This is a genomic window from Streptomyces sp. NPDC059828 (assembly GCF_042731955.1).
In the GTDB taxonomy this organism is placed as follows: Bacteria; Actinomycetota; Actinomycetes; order Streptomycetales; family Streptomycetaceae; genus Streptomyces.
The window spans coordinates 1-16,051 of record NZ_JBHWIW010000071.1 but is presented as its reverse complement, the minus strand read 5'-3'; the positions used below and the strand labels follow the sequence as shown (position 1 = coordinate 16,051).

13 protein-coding genes are annotated in these 16,051 nt (G+C 71.9%); 10 read left to right on the top strand and 3 right to left on the bottom strand.

Annotated elements, in window-relative coordinates:
- Window positions 1-84 precede the first annotated feature (84 nt).
- Together ACFV6V_RS29375 and ACFV6V_RS29370 are read left to right on the top strand one after the other, a co-directional pair.
- Window positions 85-1,863, top strand: a complete 1,779-nt coding sequence (locus tag ACFV6V_RS29375; protein WP_385570855.1) for an ABC transporter ATP-binding protein — start codon at window positions 85-87, stop codon at window positions 1,861-1,863.
- Window positions 1,845-3,626 carry an ATP-binding cassette domain-containing protein gene (locus tag ACFV6V_RS29370; protein WP_385570853.1) on the top strand — a complete coding sequence of 594 codons (1,782 nt, stop codon included), beginning with the start codon at window positions 1,845-1,847 and terminating at the stop codon, window positions 3,624-3,626. Before ACFV6V_RS29375 ends, ACFV6V_RS29370 begins: the two co-directional genes overlap by 19 nt.
- Before the next feature lie 29 nt (window positions 3,627-3,655).
- On the opposite strand, the gene ACFV6V_RS29365 is transcribed toward ACFV6V_RS29370, so the two are convergent.
- The gene (locus ACFV6V_RS29365) at window positions 3,656-6,580 is read right to left on the bottom strand and encodes a helix-turn-helix transcriptional regulator (RefSeq protein ID WP_385570851.1); all 2,925 of its coding nucleotides are present in this window, start codon (window positions 6,578-6,580) and stop codon (window positions 3,656-3,658) included.
- Between the two features lie 224 nt (window positions 6,581-6,804).
- On the opposite strand from ACFV6V_RS29365, the gene ACFV6V_RS29360 reads away from it, so the two are divergent.
- Genes ACFV6V_RS29360 through ACFV6V_RS29350 form a run of 3 tightly spaced genes read left to right on the top strand, consistent with a single transcriptional unit; the run spans window position 6,805 to window position 9,490 of the window.
- The gene (locus ACFV6V_RS29360) at window positions 6,805-7,599 is read left to right on the top strand and encodes a CPBP family intramembrane glutamic endopeptidase (RefSeq protein WP_385570850.1); all 795 of its coding nucleotides are present in this window, start codon (window positions 6,805-6,807) and stop codon (window positions 7,597-7,599) included.
- On the top strand, window positions 7,599-8,894 hold the full coding sequence (locus tag ACFV6V_RS29355; RefSeq protein ID WP_385570849.1) for a sensor domain-containing protein: 1,296 nt from the start codon (window positions 7,599-7,601) through the stop codon (window positions 8,892-8,894). The genes ACFV6V_RS29360 and ACFV6V_RS29355 overlap by 1 nt, the downstream gene beginning before the upstream one ends.
- A complete protein-coding gene (locus ACFV6V_RS29350; RefSeq protein WP_385570847.1) occupies window positions 8,846-9,490 on the top strand; it encodes a LuxR C-terminal-related transcriptional regulator in 645 nt (214 codons plus the stop codon). The genes ACFV6V_RS29355 and ACFV6V_RS29350 overlap by 49 nt, the downstream gene beginning before the upstream one ends.
- A 61-nt stretch (window positions 9,491-9,551) precedes the next feature.
- Here the strand turns inward: ACFV6V_RS29350 and ACFV6V_RS29345 are convergent, their stop codons facing one another.
- A complete protein-coding gene (locus ACFV6V_RS29345) occupies window positions 9,552-9,674 on the bottom strand; it encodes a hypothetical protein (RefSeq protein WP_385570845.1) in 123 nt (40 codons plus the stop codon).
- A gap of 132 nt (window positions 9,675-9,806) precedes the next feature.
- Complete coding sequence (locus ACFV6V_RS29340; RefSeq protein WP_385570866.1) at window positions 9,807-11,441, bottom strand: acyl-CoA synthetase; 1,635 nt, start codon at window positions 11,439-11,441, stop codon at window positions 9,807-9,809.
- 176 nt (window positions 11,442-11,617) lie between these two features.
- On the opposite strand from ACFV6V_RS29340, the gene ACFV6V_RS29335 reads away from it, so the two are divergent.
- From ACFV6V_RS29335 to ACFV6V_RS29315, 5 genes are all read left to right on the top strand, one after another.
- Window positions 11,618-12,418 carry a crotonase/enoyl-CoA hydratase family protein gene (locus tag ACFV6V_RS29335; RefSeq protein WP_385570844.1) on the top strand — a complete coding sequence of 267 codons (801 nt, stop codon included), beginning with the start codon at window positions 11,618-11,620 and terminating at the stop codon, window positions 12,416-12,418.
- 44 nt (window positions 12,419-12,462) lie between these two features.
- On the top strand, window positions 12,463-13,425 hold the full coding sequence (locus tag ACFV6V_RS29330; protein ID WP_385570842.1) for a Zn-ribbon domain-containing OB-fold protein: 963 nt from the start codon (window positions 12,463-12,465) through the stop codon (window positions 13,423-13,425).
- A gap of 2 nt (window positions 13,426-13,427) precedes the next feature.
- Window positions 13,428-14,474 carry a thiolase domain-containing protein gene (locus ACFV6V_RS29325; RefSeq protein ID WP_385570841.1) on the top strand — a complete coding sequence of 349 codons (1,047 nt, stop codon included), beginning with the start codon at window positions 13,428-13,430 and terminating at the stop codon, window positions 14,472-14,474.
- Window positions 14,471-15,649 (top strand): thiolase domain-containing protein, encoded by a 1,179-nt coding sequence (locus tag ACFV6V_RS29320; RefSeq protein WP_385570839.1) that lies wholly within the window; start codon window positions 14,471-14,473, stop codon window positions 15,647-15,649. Before ACFV6V_RS29325 ends, ACFV6V_RS29320 begins: the two co-directional genes overlap by 4 nt.
- Before the next feature lie 130 nt (window positions 15,650-15,779).
- Window positions 15,780-16,022, top strand: coding sequence for a DUF397 domain-containing protein (locus tag ACFV6V_RS29315; RefSeq protein WP_385570838.1), 243 nt, complete (start codon window positions 15,780-15,782; stop codon window positions 16,020-16,022).
- Window positions 16,023-16,051: the final 29 nt, after the last annotated feature.

The window sequence follows — 16,051 nt, the reverse complement described above, 5'->3', positions numbered from 1 at the left end:
GGGGTCGGGCGGGGGTGCTCACCGCGCCCCGGCCCGACCGGACCGTCACGACCTTCCCGTACGACGACATCCCACGGAGGCACCATGCCCGCCCCAACCGGCGGCCGGCTGCTCGCGGCCACCGCGCGGCGCGTACGCCCACGCCTGGTCCTGCTCACCGCCACGCTCGCCGTGAACTCCGGCACCGGGGTGGCGATCCCGGTACTGCTCGCCGCGTGCGGCGACGCGGTGCTCCGCGGCGAGGCCCTGCGGGGACCGGTCACCGCGCTGGTGGCCGTCCTGGTGGCGGGCGCCCTCGCGGAAGCCGCCGCCCTGCGGTTGTCGGTGTCCACCGCGGCGGTGGGTACCGCATGGCTGCGGATGTCGAGCGTGCGCCGACTGCTGGCCCTCGGGCCTGGTTCGCCCTACTCCGTGGGGGAGTCGGTGACGCACGTGGTGCAGTCGGCTCCGCAGGCGGCTTCCCTGCCGGGCGAGGCGGCCGAGGCCGCGGTGTCCGCGCTCGGTTCGCTCGCCGCCCTGGTCGCCCTGTGGGTGGTCGACTGGCGCGCAGGGCTCGCCTTCACCGTACTGTCACCGCTGACCGCCGTGGTGGCCCGCAGATTCATCGCCGACGCGGGCGAAGCCGAGGCCCGCTATCTCGACGCCCGGACACGTATGGCGACCCTGCTGGTGACGGCCCTGTCCGGGGCACGCACCATCAGGGCGGCCGGCACCCTCTGCGCCGAGACGGAACGCGTCGTCACCCCGCTGGGCGAGTTGTCCGCCGCGGGCCACGCGATCTGGCGCACCCAGCGCCAGGTGGTGTGGAAGATCGGGGTGCTGGTGGCCCTGACGCACATCGCCGTGCTCACCACCGCGGGGCTCGACGTGGCCTCCGGACGGATCAGCCCCGGTGAACTGCTCGCCGTGACCGGGTACCTGGCTCTCGCAACGCGTCTGCTCGACCAGATCGACATCGCGCTGAACCTCGCATACTCCCGGGCGGGTGCCTCCCGGCTCTCCGCGATCCTGGACGAGCCGGTGATCGAAGGCGGACCCCGCCGCAGCCCGCCGCCCGACGGCGCCGTCTCCCTGCGCGACGTGACCGTCCACCGCTCGGGAGAACGCGTCCTGGACCGGCTCGACCTGGAGATCCCCCACGGAGTCTCGGTCGCCCTGGTCGGCGCCACCGGATCGGGCAAGAGCCTGCTCGCCGCGCTTCTGGGCCGGCTGGCGGAGCCGGACGAAGGCGAGATACGGGTGGGCGGCGTGCCTGTGTCCGAACTGGAGCTCGGCACCCTGCGCCAGACCGTGTCCTACGCCTTCGAGCGCCCCGTGCTGGCGGGACGGACCCTGCGTGAGGCCATCCTGTTCGGCCGACCCGAACTGCCCGGCTCCGCCGCCGAGGACGCGGCACGCGCCGCGCAGGCGGACCCCTTCGTGCGCCGCATGCCCGGTGGTTACGACACTCCGGTGCGGCTCGCACCGATGTCGGGAGGCCAGCTCCAGCGCATCGGCATCGCCCGCGCCCTGGCCCGCCCCGCGCTGGTGTACGTCCTCGACGACGCGACCTCCGGACTGGACTCCGTGACCGAGACCCAGATCGGCGACGCCGTGACCGGGCGGCTCGGTGACCGTACCCGCCTGGTCGTCACCCACCGAGCGACCACCGCCGCACGCTGCGACCTGGTGGCCTGGCTCCACGCCGGCCGTATCCGTGCCCTGGCACCGCACGCGGACCTGTGCGACGACCCGGACTACGCAGCCGTCTTCGCCCGCACCGCGGCCGTAGCGGATGTCCCCGGCACCGGCGCCTCCCCGGCTCCCGCCGACGTCCCGACCGCCCCCAGCGACGAGGAGCAGCGATGTCCAGCCGACTGCTGACCACCCAGCCGCCCGACCCTGCCGTGCAGAAGCGCCGTCGCACCACGGCGCGCCTCGGCCTGAGCCCCGCCGCGTCCGCCCTGCTCGCCGACTCGCTGCGAGGGAGCAGACGGCCGCTGCTGCGTATCGCCGCCCTGTCGGCCGTGGAGGCGGCTCCCGCCCTCGCCTCCGGCTGGGTGACCGCCATCGCTCTCGACCAGGGCTTCCTGCGGCACCGTCCGGACATCGGGGTGGCCTGGCTGGCCGTGCTCGCCGCGCTGTACCTCGTACGCGCCGTCGCCGAGCGCGGGATGTTCGATCCGATGGCCGCGGTGATCGAGCCGATGCGTGACCGTCTCACCCGTCGCGTCGTCCACAACTCCCTGGCCCAGGCCACGACGTGCGACCAGGCGCCCGACACCGCCAGCGTGTCGCGGTTGACCGGTCAGGTCGACACCGTACGCAATCTGACCGCGACGCTGATGCGGACCGCCCGGCCGCTGACCGTCTCACTGCTCGCGGCGCTCGCCGGACTTGCCGGGCTCGCACCGCTGCTCGCCGTCCTCGTCCTGGTGCCGCTCACGGTGGCGGTCGCGGTGTTCCTGTGGACGATGCGACGGCTGACCGCACTGCGCCGGAACGCCCTGATCGCCGGGGAGGAGGTCGCCGGCTGCGCCGGCGAGGTCCTCGCCGCCACGCGCGACATCGCCTCGCTCGGCGCGGAGGACCAGGCAGCCGCGCTCGTCGAGGCCCGGTCCGACGCAGCGGTGCGAAGCCTGACCCGGGTCGGCCGCGCGGCGTCGCTGCGGATCACCGTGATCCTCGTCGGCGGCTACGTCCCCCTGGTGGGCCTTCTGCTGATGGGGCCCCGGCTCATCGAGGAACGCGCCATCACCGCGGGCGCCCTGATCGGAGCGGCCACCTATGTCGCGGGCTCCGTCGTCCCCGCGCTGCAACTCATGACCAGCGCCGTCAGCGGCTACTGGAGCCAGCTCGGAGTGCTGCTGCACCGCCTGGCGGAGTCGGCCCCCGAGCCTGCGCCGACCACGCCGCCGCCGACCCCGGTGCCACCGGCGCACCCCGGCACCGCCGCACTCGTCGCCGAGCGGATCACCTTCGCCTACGGACCCGGTGCCGATCCCGTACTGAAGGGCCTCGACCTCCACATCCCCTACGGGGACCACCTCGCGATCACCGGCGCCAGCGGAATCGGGAAGTCCACCCTCGCGATGCTCCTCGCGGGCATCCGGACACCCACATCAGGCGCGGTCCTCGTCTCGGGCCTACCCGTCACCGGTCTGCCCGAAGTGCAACGCCGCGGTCTCATCGCCCTCGTCCCGCAGGAGGCCTACGTCTTCCCGGGCACCGTGCGGGACAACCTCCGCTACCTCGCCCCCGGAGCGGGTGACAACGAGATCACCCATGCCGCTGCCACGGTCGGTCTCACGCCCCTGCTCACCCGGCTCGGCGGTCTCGACGCCGTACTCGGCGATCCCGCAGGCGGCCTCTCCAGCGGGGAGCGCCAACTCCTCGCGCTCGCACGGACCTATCTCTGCGCCGCCCCGATCGTCATCCTGGACGAAGCGACCTCGCACCTCGACCCGGCCGCCGAGCATGTCGCGGAATCCGCCTTCCGCGCCAAGCCGGGCACCCTTGTCGTGATCGCCCACCGCTCAAGCTCCGCGGCCCGCGCCGACCGCGTCCTCCACCTCGACGGCGATCGTGTCAGCCTCACCACCGCGCCCCCGTCAGCCGTCACTCCGGCCGTCCGCACTCCGGCATGACACGGCCGTCCTCGCCGCCCGGACGTGGCTCAGGCGCTGCCTGCCCGTGCGGCCCCGCGGACCGCCGTGCGGGTGACCAGGCTGGCGAGGGCCGAACGCGACGGGATCCCGGACTTGCGGTAGATCGCGGTCAGATGGGTCTCGACGGTGCGCCGGCTCAGGTGCAGCCCATCGGCGATGGCGTGATTGCTCAGCCCCTCGGCGACCAGTCCCGCGATCTCCCGCTCACGCGCCGTCAGCAGCGCCAGCTCCGCGGGCACTTCCTGACCGCGATCTCCGTCAGCCTGCTGCGGACGTATCATCTCGGCCAGATCGACCAGCAGACGTGCCCCGCCCTCACTGGCGAGGCGATGCGCCCGCTGCCACATCGCGGCGGCGCGTGTGCCGTCGCCCGAGGACTGCGCCAGGGCGGCCGCACGCAGCAGGGTGTACGCCTCCCACAGTGCGGCCCCCATGGTGGTGTACTCCCGCGCCGCCTGGTCGAGCAGGCGCATGGCCGTACCGACGTCGCCCCGGTGCTCGGCGAGCGCGGCCGACGCGCGCAGGGCCGCCGCACGCTGGCCGCCCAGCTCCAGTCGTCCGGCCTCGTCGGTGGCGCGGGCCGCCCAGCTCTCGGCCTCGTCCATCCGGCCACCCGCGAGCGCGGTGGCGACGAGCAGCTCGAGCTGTGCGGGACGTATCGACGGCTGCACCCGTTGCAGGTGTGTACCGCCTCCGGCTCTGAGGACGGCTTCCTCGGCGCGGTGCGCATCCCCGTTCACGAGTGCCGTGTGGCCGAGGATGCACCAGGCCAGCGACGCCCACCAGCTGTCGCTCGCACCGGCCGTGGCGACGGCCTCCTCGGCGACCGCCATCGCCCGTGCGTCCCCCAGGGGGCAGGCCGCCAGAACGATCAGAGGAGCGAACGACAGGGTGAACGTGAGGAGTTCGCTGCCCCCGATGCCCCGCGCGATGGACTCGGCCTCATCGGCCGACTGGAGCGCGGAAGGCAGCCGGCAGGTGTTGAGATGGACATACGCCCTGCTCATCAGCAGGTGCGGCAGCAGATAGAGCTGACCGCTGCGGCGGGCGATGGCCAGCCCGCGGTCGGCGTGCCGCTCGGCGTCGGCGTAGCGCTCGAGCATGGTCTCCGCCCAGCTCAGCCACACCAGGGACTCGCACAGCTCGGTGAGAGAGGGGTCGGTGAGTCCGTCGGCCAGCCGGGCCGCCTCGGCGGCGAACCGGAGGGCTGTGGCGGTTTCGCCTTCGTAGGCCTCGCCGAGTGCGCACAGGGCCAGTGCCGCGGCCTCACCCGTTCGGTCCTCGTGGATGCGGGCGAGGTCGAGAGTCCGTGCCAGCTCGGCGCGTACGGCTGGGAAGGTCGCGGTCAGCAGCGCGGACATGCCCAGCGCGAGGCCCAGCGACACCGCCTGGCCGGGCGACGGCCCCGGGCTGCGCGACAGCTCACGGCGGAGCAGGGCGGTGGCCTCCGGGGAGTGCCCGAGGTGCCGTTCCATCACGGCGCACTGGGCGATGGCGTCCGCGCGCAGCGAGGGGTCGTCGGCGCAGGCCGAGTTGATCACCATGTGCAGCAGGTCACGGCTTTCCCGCAGATGGCCGCAGACCCCGAGGGCACGGGCCCTGGCCAGCGTCAGCTCACCGCGCCGCCTGTCGTGTTCGGGAGCATCCGGCAGCAGCCCCAGCACGACGTCGAGCAGGTGGGCGGCGGTGGCCGGTGCCGTATGGCCGAGCTGGTCGGCCGCTTCGGTGAGCACTCCGGCGGCCGCCGGGTCCCAGCCGGTCAGCGACCGCTCCACATGGTGGGCGCGTTCCGCGGCCGACGCACCGGACCGGGCCAGCTCGTCCGCGGCACGGCGGTGGATCCCGGCCCGCTCATGGGCCGCGGTGTTCCCGTATACCAGGGCCCTGAGCACCGGGTGCCGAAGCGCCAACCGGCCGCCCGGGGCGGGACGCAGCAGGTCACGCTGCGTCAGAGCGCCGATGAACCCGTCCAGCTCGGGAGCCGGGTATCCGGTGGAGGACGCCAGCATGGCCGGTGTCGCGTGGTCACCGAGCACCGCCACCGTATCGACGGTGCGGCGTTCCGCCGCGCTCAGCGGGGTGAGCTCGTCCAGCAGCAGGGCACGCAGACCGCTCGGTACCCCGACAAGATCGCTGTGCCGTGCCGCGGTCGCGGCTCCCGGCAGCGGGGCGCCGCTGCGGTAGGCGTGGAGCAGGGACAGCAGGTAGAGAGGGTTGCCCTCGCTGGCGGCGAAGAGCTCCGCGGCGTCACCGGGGGGAAGGTCCGCGGCGAACTCCGTGAGGGACTCACGCTCGGGGAGCGGGGACAGCTCCATGGGGAGCACGACACCGCTGTCGATCCCGCGGGTGAGCGCCGCGGTGAGCGAGGTCGGCGTCTGCCGGTCCCGTCGCGCCACGACGAGCAGCACCCGGCCGCTCACCGGATGCCGTACGAGATGGTCCAGCAGCTCCAGCGAGGCCGGGTCGGCCCAGTGCAGATCGTCCAGGGCCACCAGCAGCCCGCGGCCCCCGGAACTGCTCGCGAGCCTGCCCAGCAGACGCGCGACCGCACGGTAGACACCGAAGCGGTCGGCCGCGCCGGGTGCACCGGACGCAGTATGGGATACACCGCGCACCACGGGCGCCGCCTCCGCGAAGACTGCCGCGGTGTCCTCGCCCGAACCGGTCTTCACGAGGTCGTGCACCTCGATGTCCGCGAAGGCATCCGTGAACGCCTGGAACGGCGTGTGCCGTTCGAACTCCGTGGCCCTGCCGCGCAGTATCGCCATCCCGCCGCGCGCTGCCTTGGCGCACAACTCGCCCAGCAGCCGGCTCTTACCGATCCCGGCGTCCCCGGTGACGTCGACCACCGCGGGCCCGCCGCTCTCCCCGATACCCGCGATCAGGGAGTCGAGCCGCGCCAACTCTTCGGTTCTACCGACCAGTTTCAGCACGCAGTCACTATCCCATGACGCACTGACAGCCTCCTTCGGCAGCACCTCGACCTCGTCGGGCGCTCTCTGGAGGGCGGCATCGCGCGTGGGATGTCCGCACCGCCTGCCACGTGGACAGGTCCAGGAAGTCCGACGGCATGGGCCTTGGAAGGTGGTGCTGGGTACAGCCCACCGGGCAAGCAGGTGCAGTCCGCGCACACCGAACGCGCGGCATCGTCGACGTCATGCAGATGGGACAGCGGACGAAACAGCAGACGAGACAGCAGTGGAAAGCACAGGCCGGAGTCTTTCTGGCGATCGCCTTCGTGGCGGCCGGGGCACTGGGAGCCGTACAGCCGGCCACCGGGATCCCCTCGGAGGTTCTCCAACTGACCCAGTTCGGCCCCGCGCTGGCCGTGGCGGTGGCGGCCTTGCTGTGGCCGGCTCTCACCCGCGGGCTGCTTGCCGGCCACCCGACGGGTACGGCGGTCCGGCGCCGGGTGCTGATCGCCACGGCCCCCTCGGCCATCCTCCTGGCGGCAGGTTCATATGCCCTGTTCACCGGAGCCGCTCACGTCACCGACCCGCGCAGCCTGCACCACTCCTTCCTCCTCGTGCTCGGTGCGCAACTGGTGGGCGCCTGCGGTGAGGAGATCGGCTGGCGCTGCTTCCTGCAGCCGCTGCTGCGCACCCGCTTCCGGCCGGTGACCGCGTCGGTGGTGGTCGGCGTGGCGTGGGGCCTGTGGCACGTTCAGGTGCTGGCGGGGAGCCCGGCCTACGCAGCGGGCTTCCTGCTGGCCACGACCGCGATGTCCGTCGTGCTGGGTGTGGCCTTGGACGAGGCACGGGGGTACCAACGCCTGCTCCTCGCCGGCGCCTTCCACTGCCTGATCAATCTGGGCATGCTCCTGGTCATGGACGAGGAGACGGGCAGGGCGGCGCCGATGGTCCTGTTCGGCCTGGCGTGCGCGGCGACCGCGCTGCCGTGGATGTGGCGAGGGCGGCGCGGCGCCCCGGTTAGGATCGCGGAGAGAGTGTGATGATCGGGTCGGGGGTGGTGAGGGCGGTGCGTGGCGGGCGAGGGGAGTGGATCGCCCTCGGGCGCTGTCAGTTGCTCGGGCTGACCGGGTTCGCGGTGATCGGCGCCGGGCTGCTTGCCGGTGGGGCGTTGCTGCTGCTGCCGCTCGGAGTCGGCTTCTGGGCACTGCCTCCCGCCGCCCGGCTCCTGCGTCGCGTCTCCGACCGATACCGGATTCGCGCGGCCCGCTGGACCGGCCGTCCCCTCAGCCATCCCGATCCGCTCCCGCACGATACGTCGGCCCGTCGCAGCAGCGCCGGGATCCTCGCGGACGACGGCTTCTGGCGCGACCTGCGCTGGGCCTGCCTGGAGCCGTGGACGGGCGGCGTGCTCGCGGCGGTGCCGCTTGCGCTCGCCGAGTACGGGGCCTTCGGTGCACTCGTGCAACCCTTCGTGTGGCGCCGGCTGGGCGACGGCAACTGGTACGCCTTCGTACCGGTCACGTCGACCGCCACCATGGTCACCGCCCTGCTCCTGGGCCTTGTCCTCTCGGCGGCGGGTCTACGTCTGGCACCGTACGTCACCACGCTCCACTCCCGTCTCACCCGTCGCTTCCTGTCCGCCCCGCGCAGCACCGAACTCGCCCGCCGTGTGGCTCGGCTGGCTGATACCCGAACGGCTGCCCAGGACGTCCACGCGGCTGAACTCGCCCGCATCGAGCGGGATCTGCACGATGGCGCACAAGCCCGGCTCGTGGCCTTGGGGCTCACCCTGGATGATGCGACCCATCTCCTGGACACCGACCCCCGGACCGCCCGGGCCCTGCTCCTCGACGTCCGCGCCACCTCCGAACGGGCGCTGCAGGACCTGCGCGACCTCGTGCACGGCATCCACCCTCCCGTCCTGGCGGACAGGGGTCTCGCCGACGCGGTCCGCTCACTGGCTCTGGAGAGCCACCTGGATGTGGATGTGCTCGCGGAGCTGCCCCAGACACGCTTGCCCGCTCCCGTCGAGTCGGCAGCGTACTTCGCGGTGTCCGAACTCCTCACGAACGCGGCCAAACACGCGGCGGCGACCCGCGTCGACATGGTGCTCACGCACACCGGCGGCCGGCTGCGGGTGAGCGTGACGGACGACGGCCGCGGCGGCGCGGACCCGACGGCCGGTAGCGGACTGACGGGCATTCGGCGCCGGTTGGACCCCTTCGACGGCACACTCGCCCTGCACAGTCCGCCGGGCGGACCGACCACAGCAGCCTTGGAGATACCGTGCGCGTCGTCCTCGCCGAAGACCTCTTCCTCCTCCGCGACGGGCTGACTCGCACACTGCACGACCACGGTTGCCAGGTCGTCGCCTCCGTGGACAACGGTCCCGAGCTGGCAAGAGCCCTCACGCGGACCGACCTGGACGTCGCCGTGATCGACGTCCGGCTTCCGCCGACCCACACGGACGAGGGGCTGAGGGCGGCCCTTCAGGCCCGTGGCAGCCGTCCCGCACTTCCCGTCCTGATCCTCTCCCACTTCGTCGACCAGCTGTACGCCCATGAACTCCTCGCCTCCGGCGAAGGCGCCGTGGGCTACCTGCTCAAGGACCGTGTCACCCACACCGCCCAGTTCATCGACGCCCTGCGCACCGTCGCGGCGGGTGGCACGGTGATGGACCCCCAGGTCGTGGCCAAGCTGCTGACCCGCAGCGGGAGACGGGGCCGCACCGACTCCCTGACCGGCCGCGAGCACGAGGTCCTCGCCCTGATGGCAGAGGGCCGCTCCAACACCGCCATCGCCCAGAGCCTCCATGTGAGCGAGAGCGCGGTGGCCAAGCACATCGCGTCGGTCTTCGGGAAGTTGCGGATAGAGCAGTCGCCGGAGGACAACCGGCGGGTGCTGGCGGTGCTGGCGTATCTGAAGGGGTGAGCCGTCCGCGAGCCGCGGCCCACGGGCCCGTCCGGGACCGAGAAGACCGCCCGGGCAGGGCCTACCCGGAGCCGGACCTGGCGGCATTGCGGATCCGCTGGGTACGGCCGCATTCGGCGAGAATTCCGGCAGCCGCGTCGTTCGCCCTTCCGGCGATCTCGAGCGGGAGCCAAGGGGACGACATGAGCAGGTCGTCCGGGTGCCAGGGCCACTCGGGCAGGGCGGCTCGGAACAGGTCCAGTCCCTCTGGGCACTCGATACGGCAGTGGCGCGGACCCTGCCGCCCCGCGCCTTCACCGCGGCCACCCGGCTCGGGTCACCCGGACCGCGGCACCTCCGCGTCCTCCGTCGCCACGGCCCGCGCCCAGCGGTAGTCCGCCTTGCCGCTCGGTGACCGCTGGATCGCCGGTGCGATCACCAGCTGCCGGGGGATCTTGTAACCGGCCAGCCGCTGGCGGCAGTGCGCCTGGACCGCCCCCAGGTCGAGTACCCCGGCCCCCTCGCGCAACTGCACCACGGCCGCCACATGATTGCCCCAGGTGGCGTCGGGCACCCCGGCGACCAAGGCGTCGTACACATCCGGATGGGCTTTGAGTGCCTGCTCGACCTCCTCCGGATACACCTTCTCGCCGCCGGTGTTGATGCACTGCGAACCGCGCCCGAGCACGGTGACGACGCCCTCCTCGTCGACCGTCGCCATGTCCCCGAGCAGTACCCACCGCTCGTCTCCCCTGCGGAAGAAGGTCTCGGCGGTCTTGTCCGGGTCGTTGTAGTAGCCGAGCGGCACATGGCCGCGCTGGGCGATGCGTCCCGGCTCGCCGACGTCGACCGGCTCGTGCGTGGCCGGATCCACCACCTGCGTACGGGCGTTGACGCGCAGCCGAAAGCCCTTGACCGGCCCCGAATCCTCTGTCGCCGTGCCGTTGAAGCCGGACTCCGACGAGCCGAAGTTGTTCAGCAGCATCACGTTCGGCGCCAGCGCGGTGAACTGCTCCCGTACCGTCTCGGACATGATCGCCCCCGACGACGACACGCTGAACAGCGAGGACAGGTCGGTCCCCTTGAGCGGTCCTCTCAGCGCGTCGATCAGCGGTCGCAGCATCGCGTCGCCGACCAGCGAGACACTGGTCACCCGCTCCCGTTCGATGGTGCGCAGCACCTCCTCCGGAACGTACTTGCGGTGCAGCGCGACCCGCTGCCCGAAGTTGAAGGCGATGAACGCGGTGAGCGTCGAGGTGCCGTGCATCAGCGGGGGAGTGGGGAAGAAGGTGATCCCGCTGCCGCCCGCGGCGACCCGCTCCGCGAGCTCCTCCGGTCGCCGCACCGGTTCACCGGTGGGCGCCCCGCCGCCGAGACCGGCGAAGAAGAGGTCCTCCTGCCGCCACATCACGCCCTTGGGCATCCCAGTGGTGCCGCCGGTGTAGATGATGAACTGGTCGTCGGGTGACCGCGGTATGAAGCCTCGTTCCGGTGAGCCGTCCGCCTCCGCGTCCGTGAATTCGATGCAGTCGAGCGAGGGAGCCCCCTCGGGCGCAGCCCCCACCCGTACCAGGTGGCGCAGTGTCTCGCTCCGTGGCGCCGCGACGGCGACCCGCTCGGTGAACTCGGCGTCGAAGACGAGGGCCGCGAGATCGGCGTCGCGGTAGAGGTAGGCCAGCTCGTCTTCCACGTAGCGGTAGTTGACGTTGACCGGAACAAGCCGGGCCTTGAGGCAGCCCAGCACCGTCTGAAGGTACTCGACACCGTTGTAGAGGTGCAGCCCCAGGTGCTCGCCGGGCTTCAGTCCGGCGCCGACGAGGTGGTGGGCGATCCGGTTCGCCGCGGCGTCGAGCTCCGCATAGCGGTACCGGCGCTCCGCCCCCGTACCGGGATGGTCGGCGTACACGAGTGCCTCACGGTCCGGAACGACGTCCACGACCGACTCGAAAAGGTCGGCAAGGTTGTACTCCACCATTCCTCCTTGGCTCCCGTGCGCACGGACCACTGCCTCGGCGCGGTCATTAGAGCGCCGGGGCGCACAAGTGGGAAGGGGCTCGGCAGAAGAAATCTGACTGACTGTCAGAAAACTATTGAACTGCACTCCTGGCTCCTGCAACCTGTTCTAGGTCTTGAGACGGGAGGACGGTCATGGCTGGTACGGAACACCTCACCGTGCGGCGCGAGGGCGCCACACTGGTGCTCACGCTCGACAGGCCGGAGGCAAAGAACGCGCTCTCGCTGCCGATGCTCGTCGGCCTCCACGACGGCTGGGTGGAGGCAGACGCGGACGACACCGTCCGCACCGTCGTGCTCACCGGCGCGGGCGGCGCCTTCTGCGCCGGAATGGACCTGAAAGCACTCGCGGGCAGAGGGATGGAGGGCGAGCAGTACCGGGACCGGCTGAAGGCCGATCCCGACCTCCACTGGAAGGCGATGCTGCGCCACCACCGCCCCCGCAAGCCCGTCATCGCGGCCGTGGAAGGGCACTGCGTGGCCGGCGGCACCGAGATCCTGCAAGGCACCGACATCCGCGTCGCCGGTGAGAGCGCCACCTTCGGACTGTTCGAGGTCAGACGCGCTCTCTTCCCCATCGGCGGCTCCACGGTCCGCCTCCAGCGCCAGATCCCGCGCACCCACGCCCTGGAGATGCTGCTGACCGGCCGTCCCTACACCGCCGCCGAAGCCGAACGCATCGGGCTCATCGGCCATGTCGTCCCGGACGGCGGAGCCCTGGAAGCGGCCCTCGCCATCGCCGAACAGATCAACGCCTGCGGTCCGCTCGCCGTCGAAGCCGTGAAGGCGTCCGTCTACGAGACGGCCGAGATGACCGAGACCGAAGGCCTGGCAGCCGAACTCAAGCGCGGCTGGCCCGTGTTCGACACCGCCGACGCCAAGGAGGGCGCCCGCGCCTTCGCCGAGAAGCGCGCCCCCGTCTACCGCCGGGCGTGAGCACAGGACCCGAGGTCCCGCCCCGCACCCACCCGAGGAGACCCATGTCAGCCGGCCCCGCACCCGAAGTGCTGCGCGCACCCCTGGTCGTCGAGTTCCCCTTCACCCGCTCTCTCGGACCCGTCCAGTCCGCCTTCCTCACCGGCCTGCGCGAGCGCACCGTGCTGGGGGTGCGGACCGCCGCGGGCCGCGTGCTCGTGCCACCCGTCGAGTACGACCCCGAGACCGCGCAGGAGATACGCGACCTGGTCGAAGTCGCCCCCATCGGCACCGTCACCACCTGGGCCTGGAACCCGGCCCCGCGTCGCGGCCAGCCCCTGCGAACCCCCTTCGCCTGGGTACTTGTCAGGCTCGACGGGGCCGACACCGCACTGCTGCACGCTCTCGACGCCCCCGGCCCCGAGGACGTACACACCGGAATGCGGGTCCGTATCCGCTGGGCGTCCGAGCGCGGCGGAGCCATCACCGACATCGCCTGCTTCGAGCCGTACGAAGCCAGCGAACCCACCGCGGAGGCTCAACCGCACAGCGGATCCTTCACCGACCCCGTCACCGGAATCGTCGCCGCCGCACGGCTCGACTACAGCTACAGCCCCGGTCGCGCCCAGTCCCGCTACCTTCACGCACTCGCGGGGCGGCGCACCACCGGCGAACGCTGCCCGTCCTGCCGCAAGGTGTACGTCCCGCCCCGCGGCGCCTGCCCCACCTGCGGAGTCGCCACCACCGAACAGATCGAGGTCGGCCCGCGCGGCACGGTCACCACCTTCTGCATCGTCAACATCAAGGCCAAGAACCTCGACATAGAGGTGCCCTACGTCTACGCGCACATCGCCCTCGACGGCGCTGACCTCGCCCTGCACGGACGCATCGGCGGCATCCCCTACGACCAGGTGCGCATGGGCCTGCGCGTCGAACCGGTGTGGACCGAAGACGGCCGTCACCCCGACCACTACCGGCCCACCGGCGAACCCGACGCGGACTACGAAACCTACAAGGAGCTGCTGTAGCCATGCGAGACGTCGCGATCGTCGCCTTCTCCCAGACCGAGACCCGGCGCAGCAGCGAGGAGCTCTCCGAGGTCGAGATGCTGATGCCGGTTCTGCACGACGTCCTCGAACGGACCGGACTGCGCACCGGAGACATCGACTTCACCTGCTCCGGCTCCTGCGACTACCTCGCCGGCCGGGCCTTCTCCTTCACCCTGGCCCTCGACGGCGTGGGCGCCTGGCCGCCCATCTCCGAGTCCCATGTCGAGATGGACGGAGCCTGGGCCCTGTACGAGGCCTGGGTGAAACTCCTCACCGGCGAGGCCGACACCGCACTCGTCTACGCGTACGGAAAATCCTCACCCGGCTCGATCCGGGACGTCCTGACCCGCCAGCTCGACCCCTACTACCTCGCCCCGCTGTGGCCCGACTCGGTGTCACTCGCCGCGCTCCAGGCCCAGGCGCTCATCGACAGCGGCGCCACCAGCGAACGGGAACTCGCCGGCATCGCCGCCCGCAGCCGCACGGCCGCCGGACCCAATCCGCGGGCACAGCTGCGCGGTCACCACGACCAAGGGGACCACCTCGTCCATCCCCTGCGCACCGGGGACTGCCCGCCCATCGGCGACGGGGCCGCGGCCGTCGTCCTCGCCGCCGGGGACAGGGCCCGCGAGCTGTGCGCGCGGCCCGCCTGGATCCGCGGGATGGACCACCGCATCGAGGCCCACGGCCTCGGCGTACGCGACCTCACCGACTCACCCTCCACCCGGCTCGCCGCCGAGCACGCCGGAGCATTCGACGCGCCTGTCGACACCGCCGAGCTGCACGCCCCCTTCACCTCCCAGGAGGTCGTGCTCCGCAAGGCGCTGGGCCTCGACGACAGCGCCCGGGTCAATCCGTCCGGAGGCGCACTCGCCGCCAACCCGATCATGGCCGCGGGCCTCATCAGGATCGGCGAGGCGGCCGCCGCCATCCACCGCGGCGAATCCGACCGCGCCATCGGCCACGCCACCTCCGGCCCCTGCCTCCAGCAGAACCTGGTCGCCGTCCTCGAAGGAGAGCCGACATGAGCCGCACATCCGCCAAGGAACCCGTGGCCGTCGTCGGTACAGGTCAGACCAAGCACGTCGCGGCCCGCCATGACGTCTCCCTCGCGGGACTGGTCCGCGAGGCCGCCCGGCGCGCGCTGGACGACGCCGAGCTGGACTGGGCCGACATCGACGCCGTCGTCATCGGCAAGGCCCCCGACTTCTTCGAGGGCGTGATGATGCCCGAGCTGTACCTCGCCGACGCCCTCGGGGCCGTGGGCAAGCCCATGATGCGCGTCCACACGGCCGGCTCGGTGGGCGGCTCCACCGCACTCGTCGCGGCGAACCTGGTCGCGGCCCGTGTCCACCGCACCGTCCTCACCCTGGCCTTCGAGAAGCAGTCCGAGTCCAACGCCATGTGGGGACTCTCCCTGCCCATCCCGTTCCAGCAGCCACTGCTCGCGGGCGCGGGCGGCTTCTTCGCCCCGCATGTACGGGCGTACATGCGACGCACCGGAGCACCTGACACCGTCGGCTCCCTCGTCGCGTACAAGGACCGCCGCAACGCCCTCAAGAACCCCTACGCGCATCTGCACGAGCACGGCATCACGCTCGAGAAGGTGCAGTCGTCGCCGATGCTCTGGGACCCCATCCGCTATTCGGAGACCTGCCCCTCCTCCGACGGCGCCTGTGCCATGGTCCTCACCGACCGCGCGGGCGCGGCCCGTTCACCCCGCCCGCCGGCCTGGCTGCACGGCGGTGCGATGCGCAGCGAGCCCACCCTCTTCGCCGGGAAGGACTTCGTGTCCCCGCAGGCGGGCAAGGACTGCGCCGCCGATGTCTACCGGCAGGCGCATATCGCCGATCCGCGCCGTGAGATCGACGCCGTCGAGATGTACGTGCCGTTCTCCTGGTACGAGCCGATGTGGCTGGAGAACCTGGGTTTCGCGGCGGAGGGGGAGGGCTGGAAACTCACCGAGTCCGGGGTCACCGAACTCGACGGAGACCTGCCCGTGAACCCCTCGGGCGGAGTGCTGTCCACCAACCCCATCGGCGCCTCGGGCATGATCCGTTTCGCCGAGGCGGCCCTCCAAGTACGCGGCCAGGCGGGCGAACACCAGGTCGACGGGGCCCGCAAGGCCCTGGGCCACGCCTACGGCGGCGGCTCGCAGTTCTTCGCGATGTGGCTGGTCGGTGCGGAACCCCCGGCACACTGACCACGGCCGACCCTCACCGACCCCGCCCGGCCCGCGGCGGCACATACGTTCCGCCGCGGTCGGCGGCCTGTCCGTGACCGGTGGCGATCGCTAGGCTGAGCGCGGACGACGAACCGGGAGGAGTACGCACGTGGCCGAGACCATCACCACGGAGCAGCCGCTTTCGGGCTGGCACAAGCCGGACCTCGACCTCAGCCGGGCCGACTGGCAGCCGGGCACCCAGGGGGCGGGAGACATCCAGATCGCCTTCGTCGAAGGGTTCATCGCGATGCGCAACAGCGACAGGCCCGAAGCCCCGTCGCTGATCTTCACTCCCGCCGAATGGCGCGCCTTCGTCCTGAACGCCCGCGAAGGGGAGTTCGACCTCACCTGAAGTCCCGGCGGGCGTGGGCCCACCAGCCC

What these genes read in the sequence shown, in the direction of transcription:
- ACFV6V_RS29360 (WP_385570850.1), top strand. Translation starts at nt 6,805, where the DNA reads ATGCAGATGGGACAGCGGACGAAACAGCAGACGAGACAGCAGTGGAAA.
- ACFV6V_RS29320 (WP_385570839.1), top strand. Translation starts at nt 14,471, where the DNA reads ATGAGCCGCACATCCGCCAAGGAACCCGTGGCCGTCGTCGGTACAGGT.
- ACFV6V_RS29330 (WP_385570842.1), top strand. Translation starts at nt 12,463, where the DNA reads ATGTCAGCCGGCCCCGCACCCGAAGTGCTGCGCGCACCCCTGGTCGTC.
- ACFV6V_RS29370 (WP_385570853.1), top strand. Translation starts at nt 1,845, where the DNA reads ATGTCCAGCCGACTGCTGACCACCCAGCCGCCCGACCCTGCCGTGCAG.
- ACFV6V_RS29375 (WP_385570855.1), top strand. Translation starts at nt 85, where the DNA reads ATGCCCGCCCCAACCGGCGGCCGGCTGCTCGCGGCCACCGCGCGGCGC.
- ACFV6V_RS29345 (WP_385570845.1), bottom strand. Translation starts at nt 9,674, where the DNA reads ATGTCGTCCCCTTGGCTCCCGCTCGAGATCGCCGGAAGGGCGAACGAC.
- ACFV6V_RS29355 (WP_385570849.1), top strand. Translation starts at nt 7,599, where the DNA reads ATGATCGGGTCGGGGGTGGTGAGGGCGGTGCGTGGCGGGCGAGGGGAG.
- ACFV6V_RS29335 (WP_385570844.1), top strand. Translation starts at nt 11,618, where the DNA reads ATGGCTGGTACGGAACACCTCACCGTGCGGCGCGAGGGCGCCACACTG.
- ACFV6V_RS29325 (WP_385570841.1), top strand. Translation starts at nt 13,428, where the DNA reads ATGCGAGACGTCGCGATCGTCGCCTTCTCCCAGACCGAGACCCGGCGC.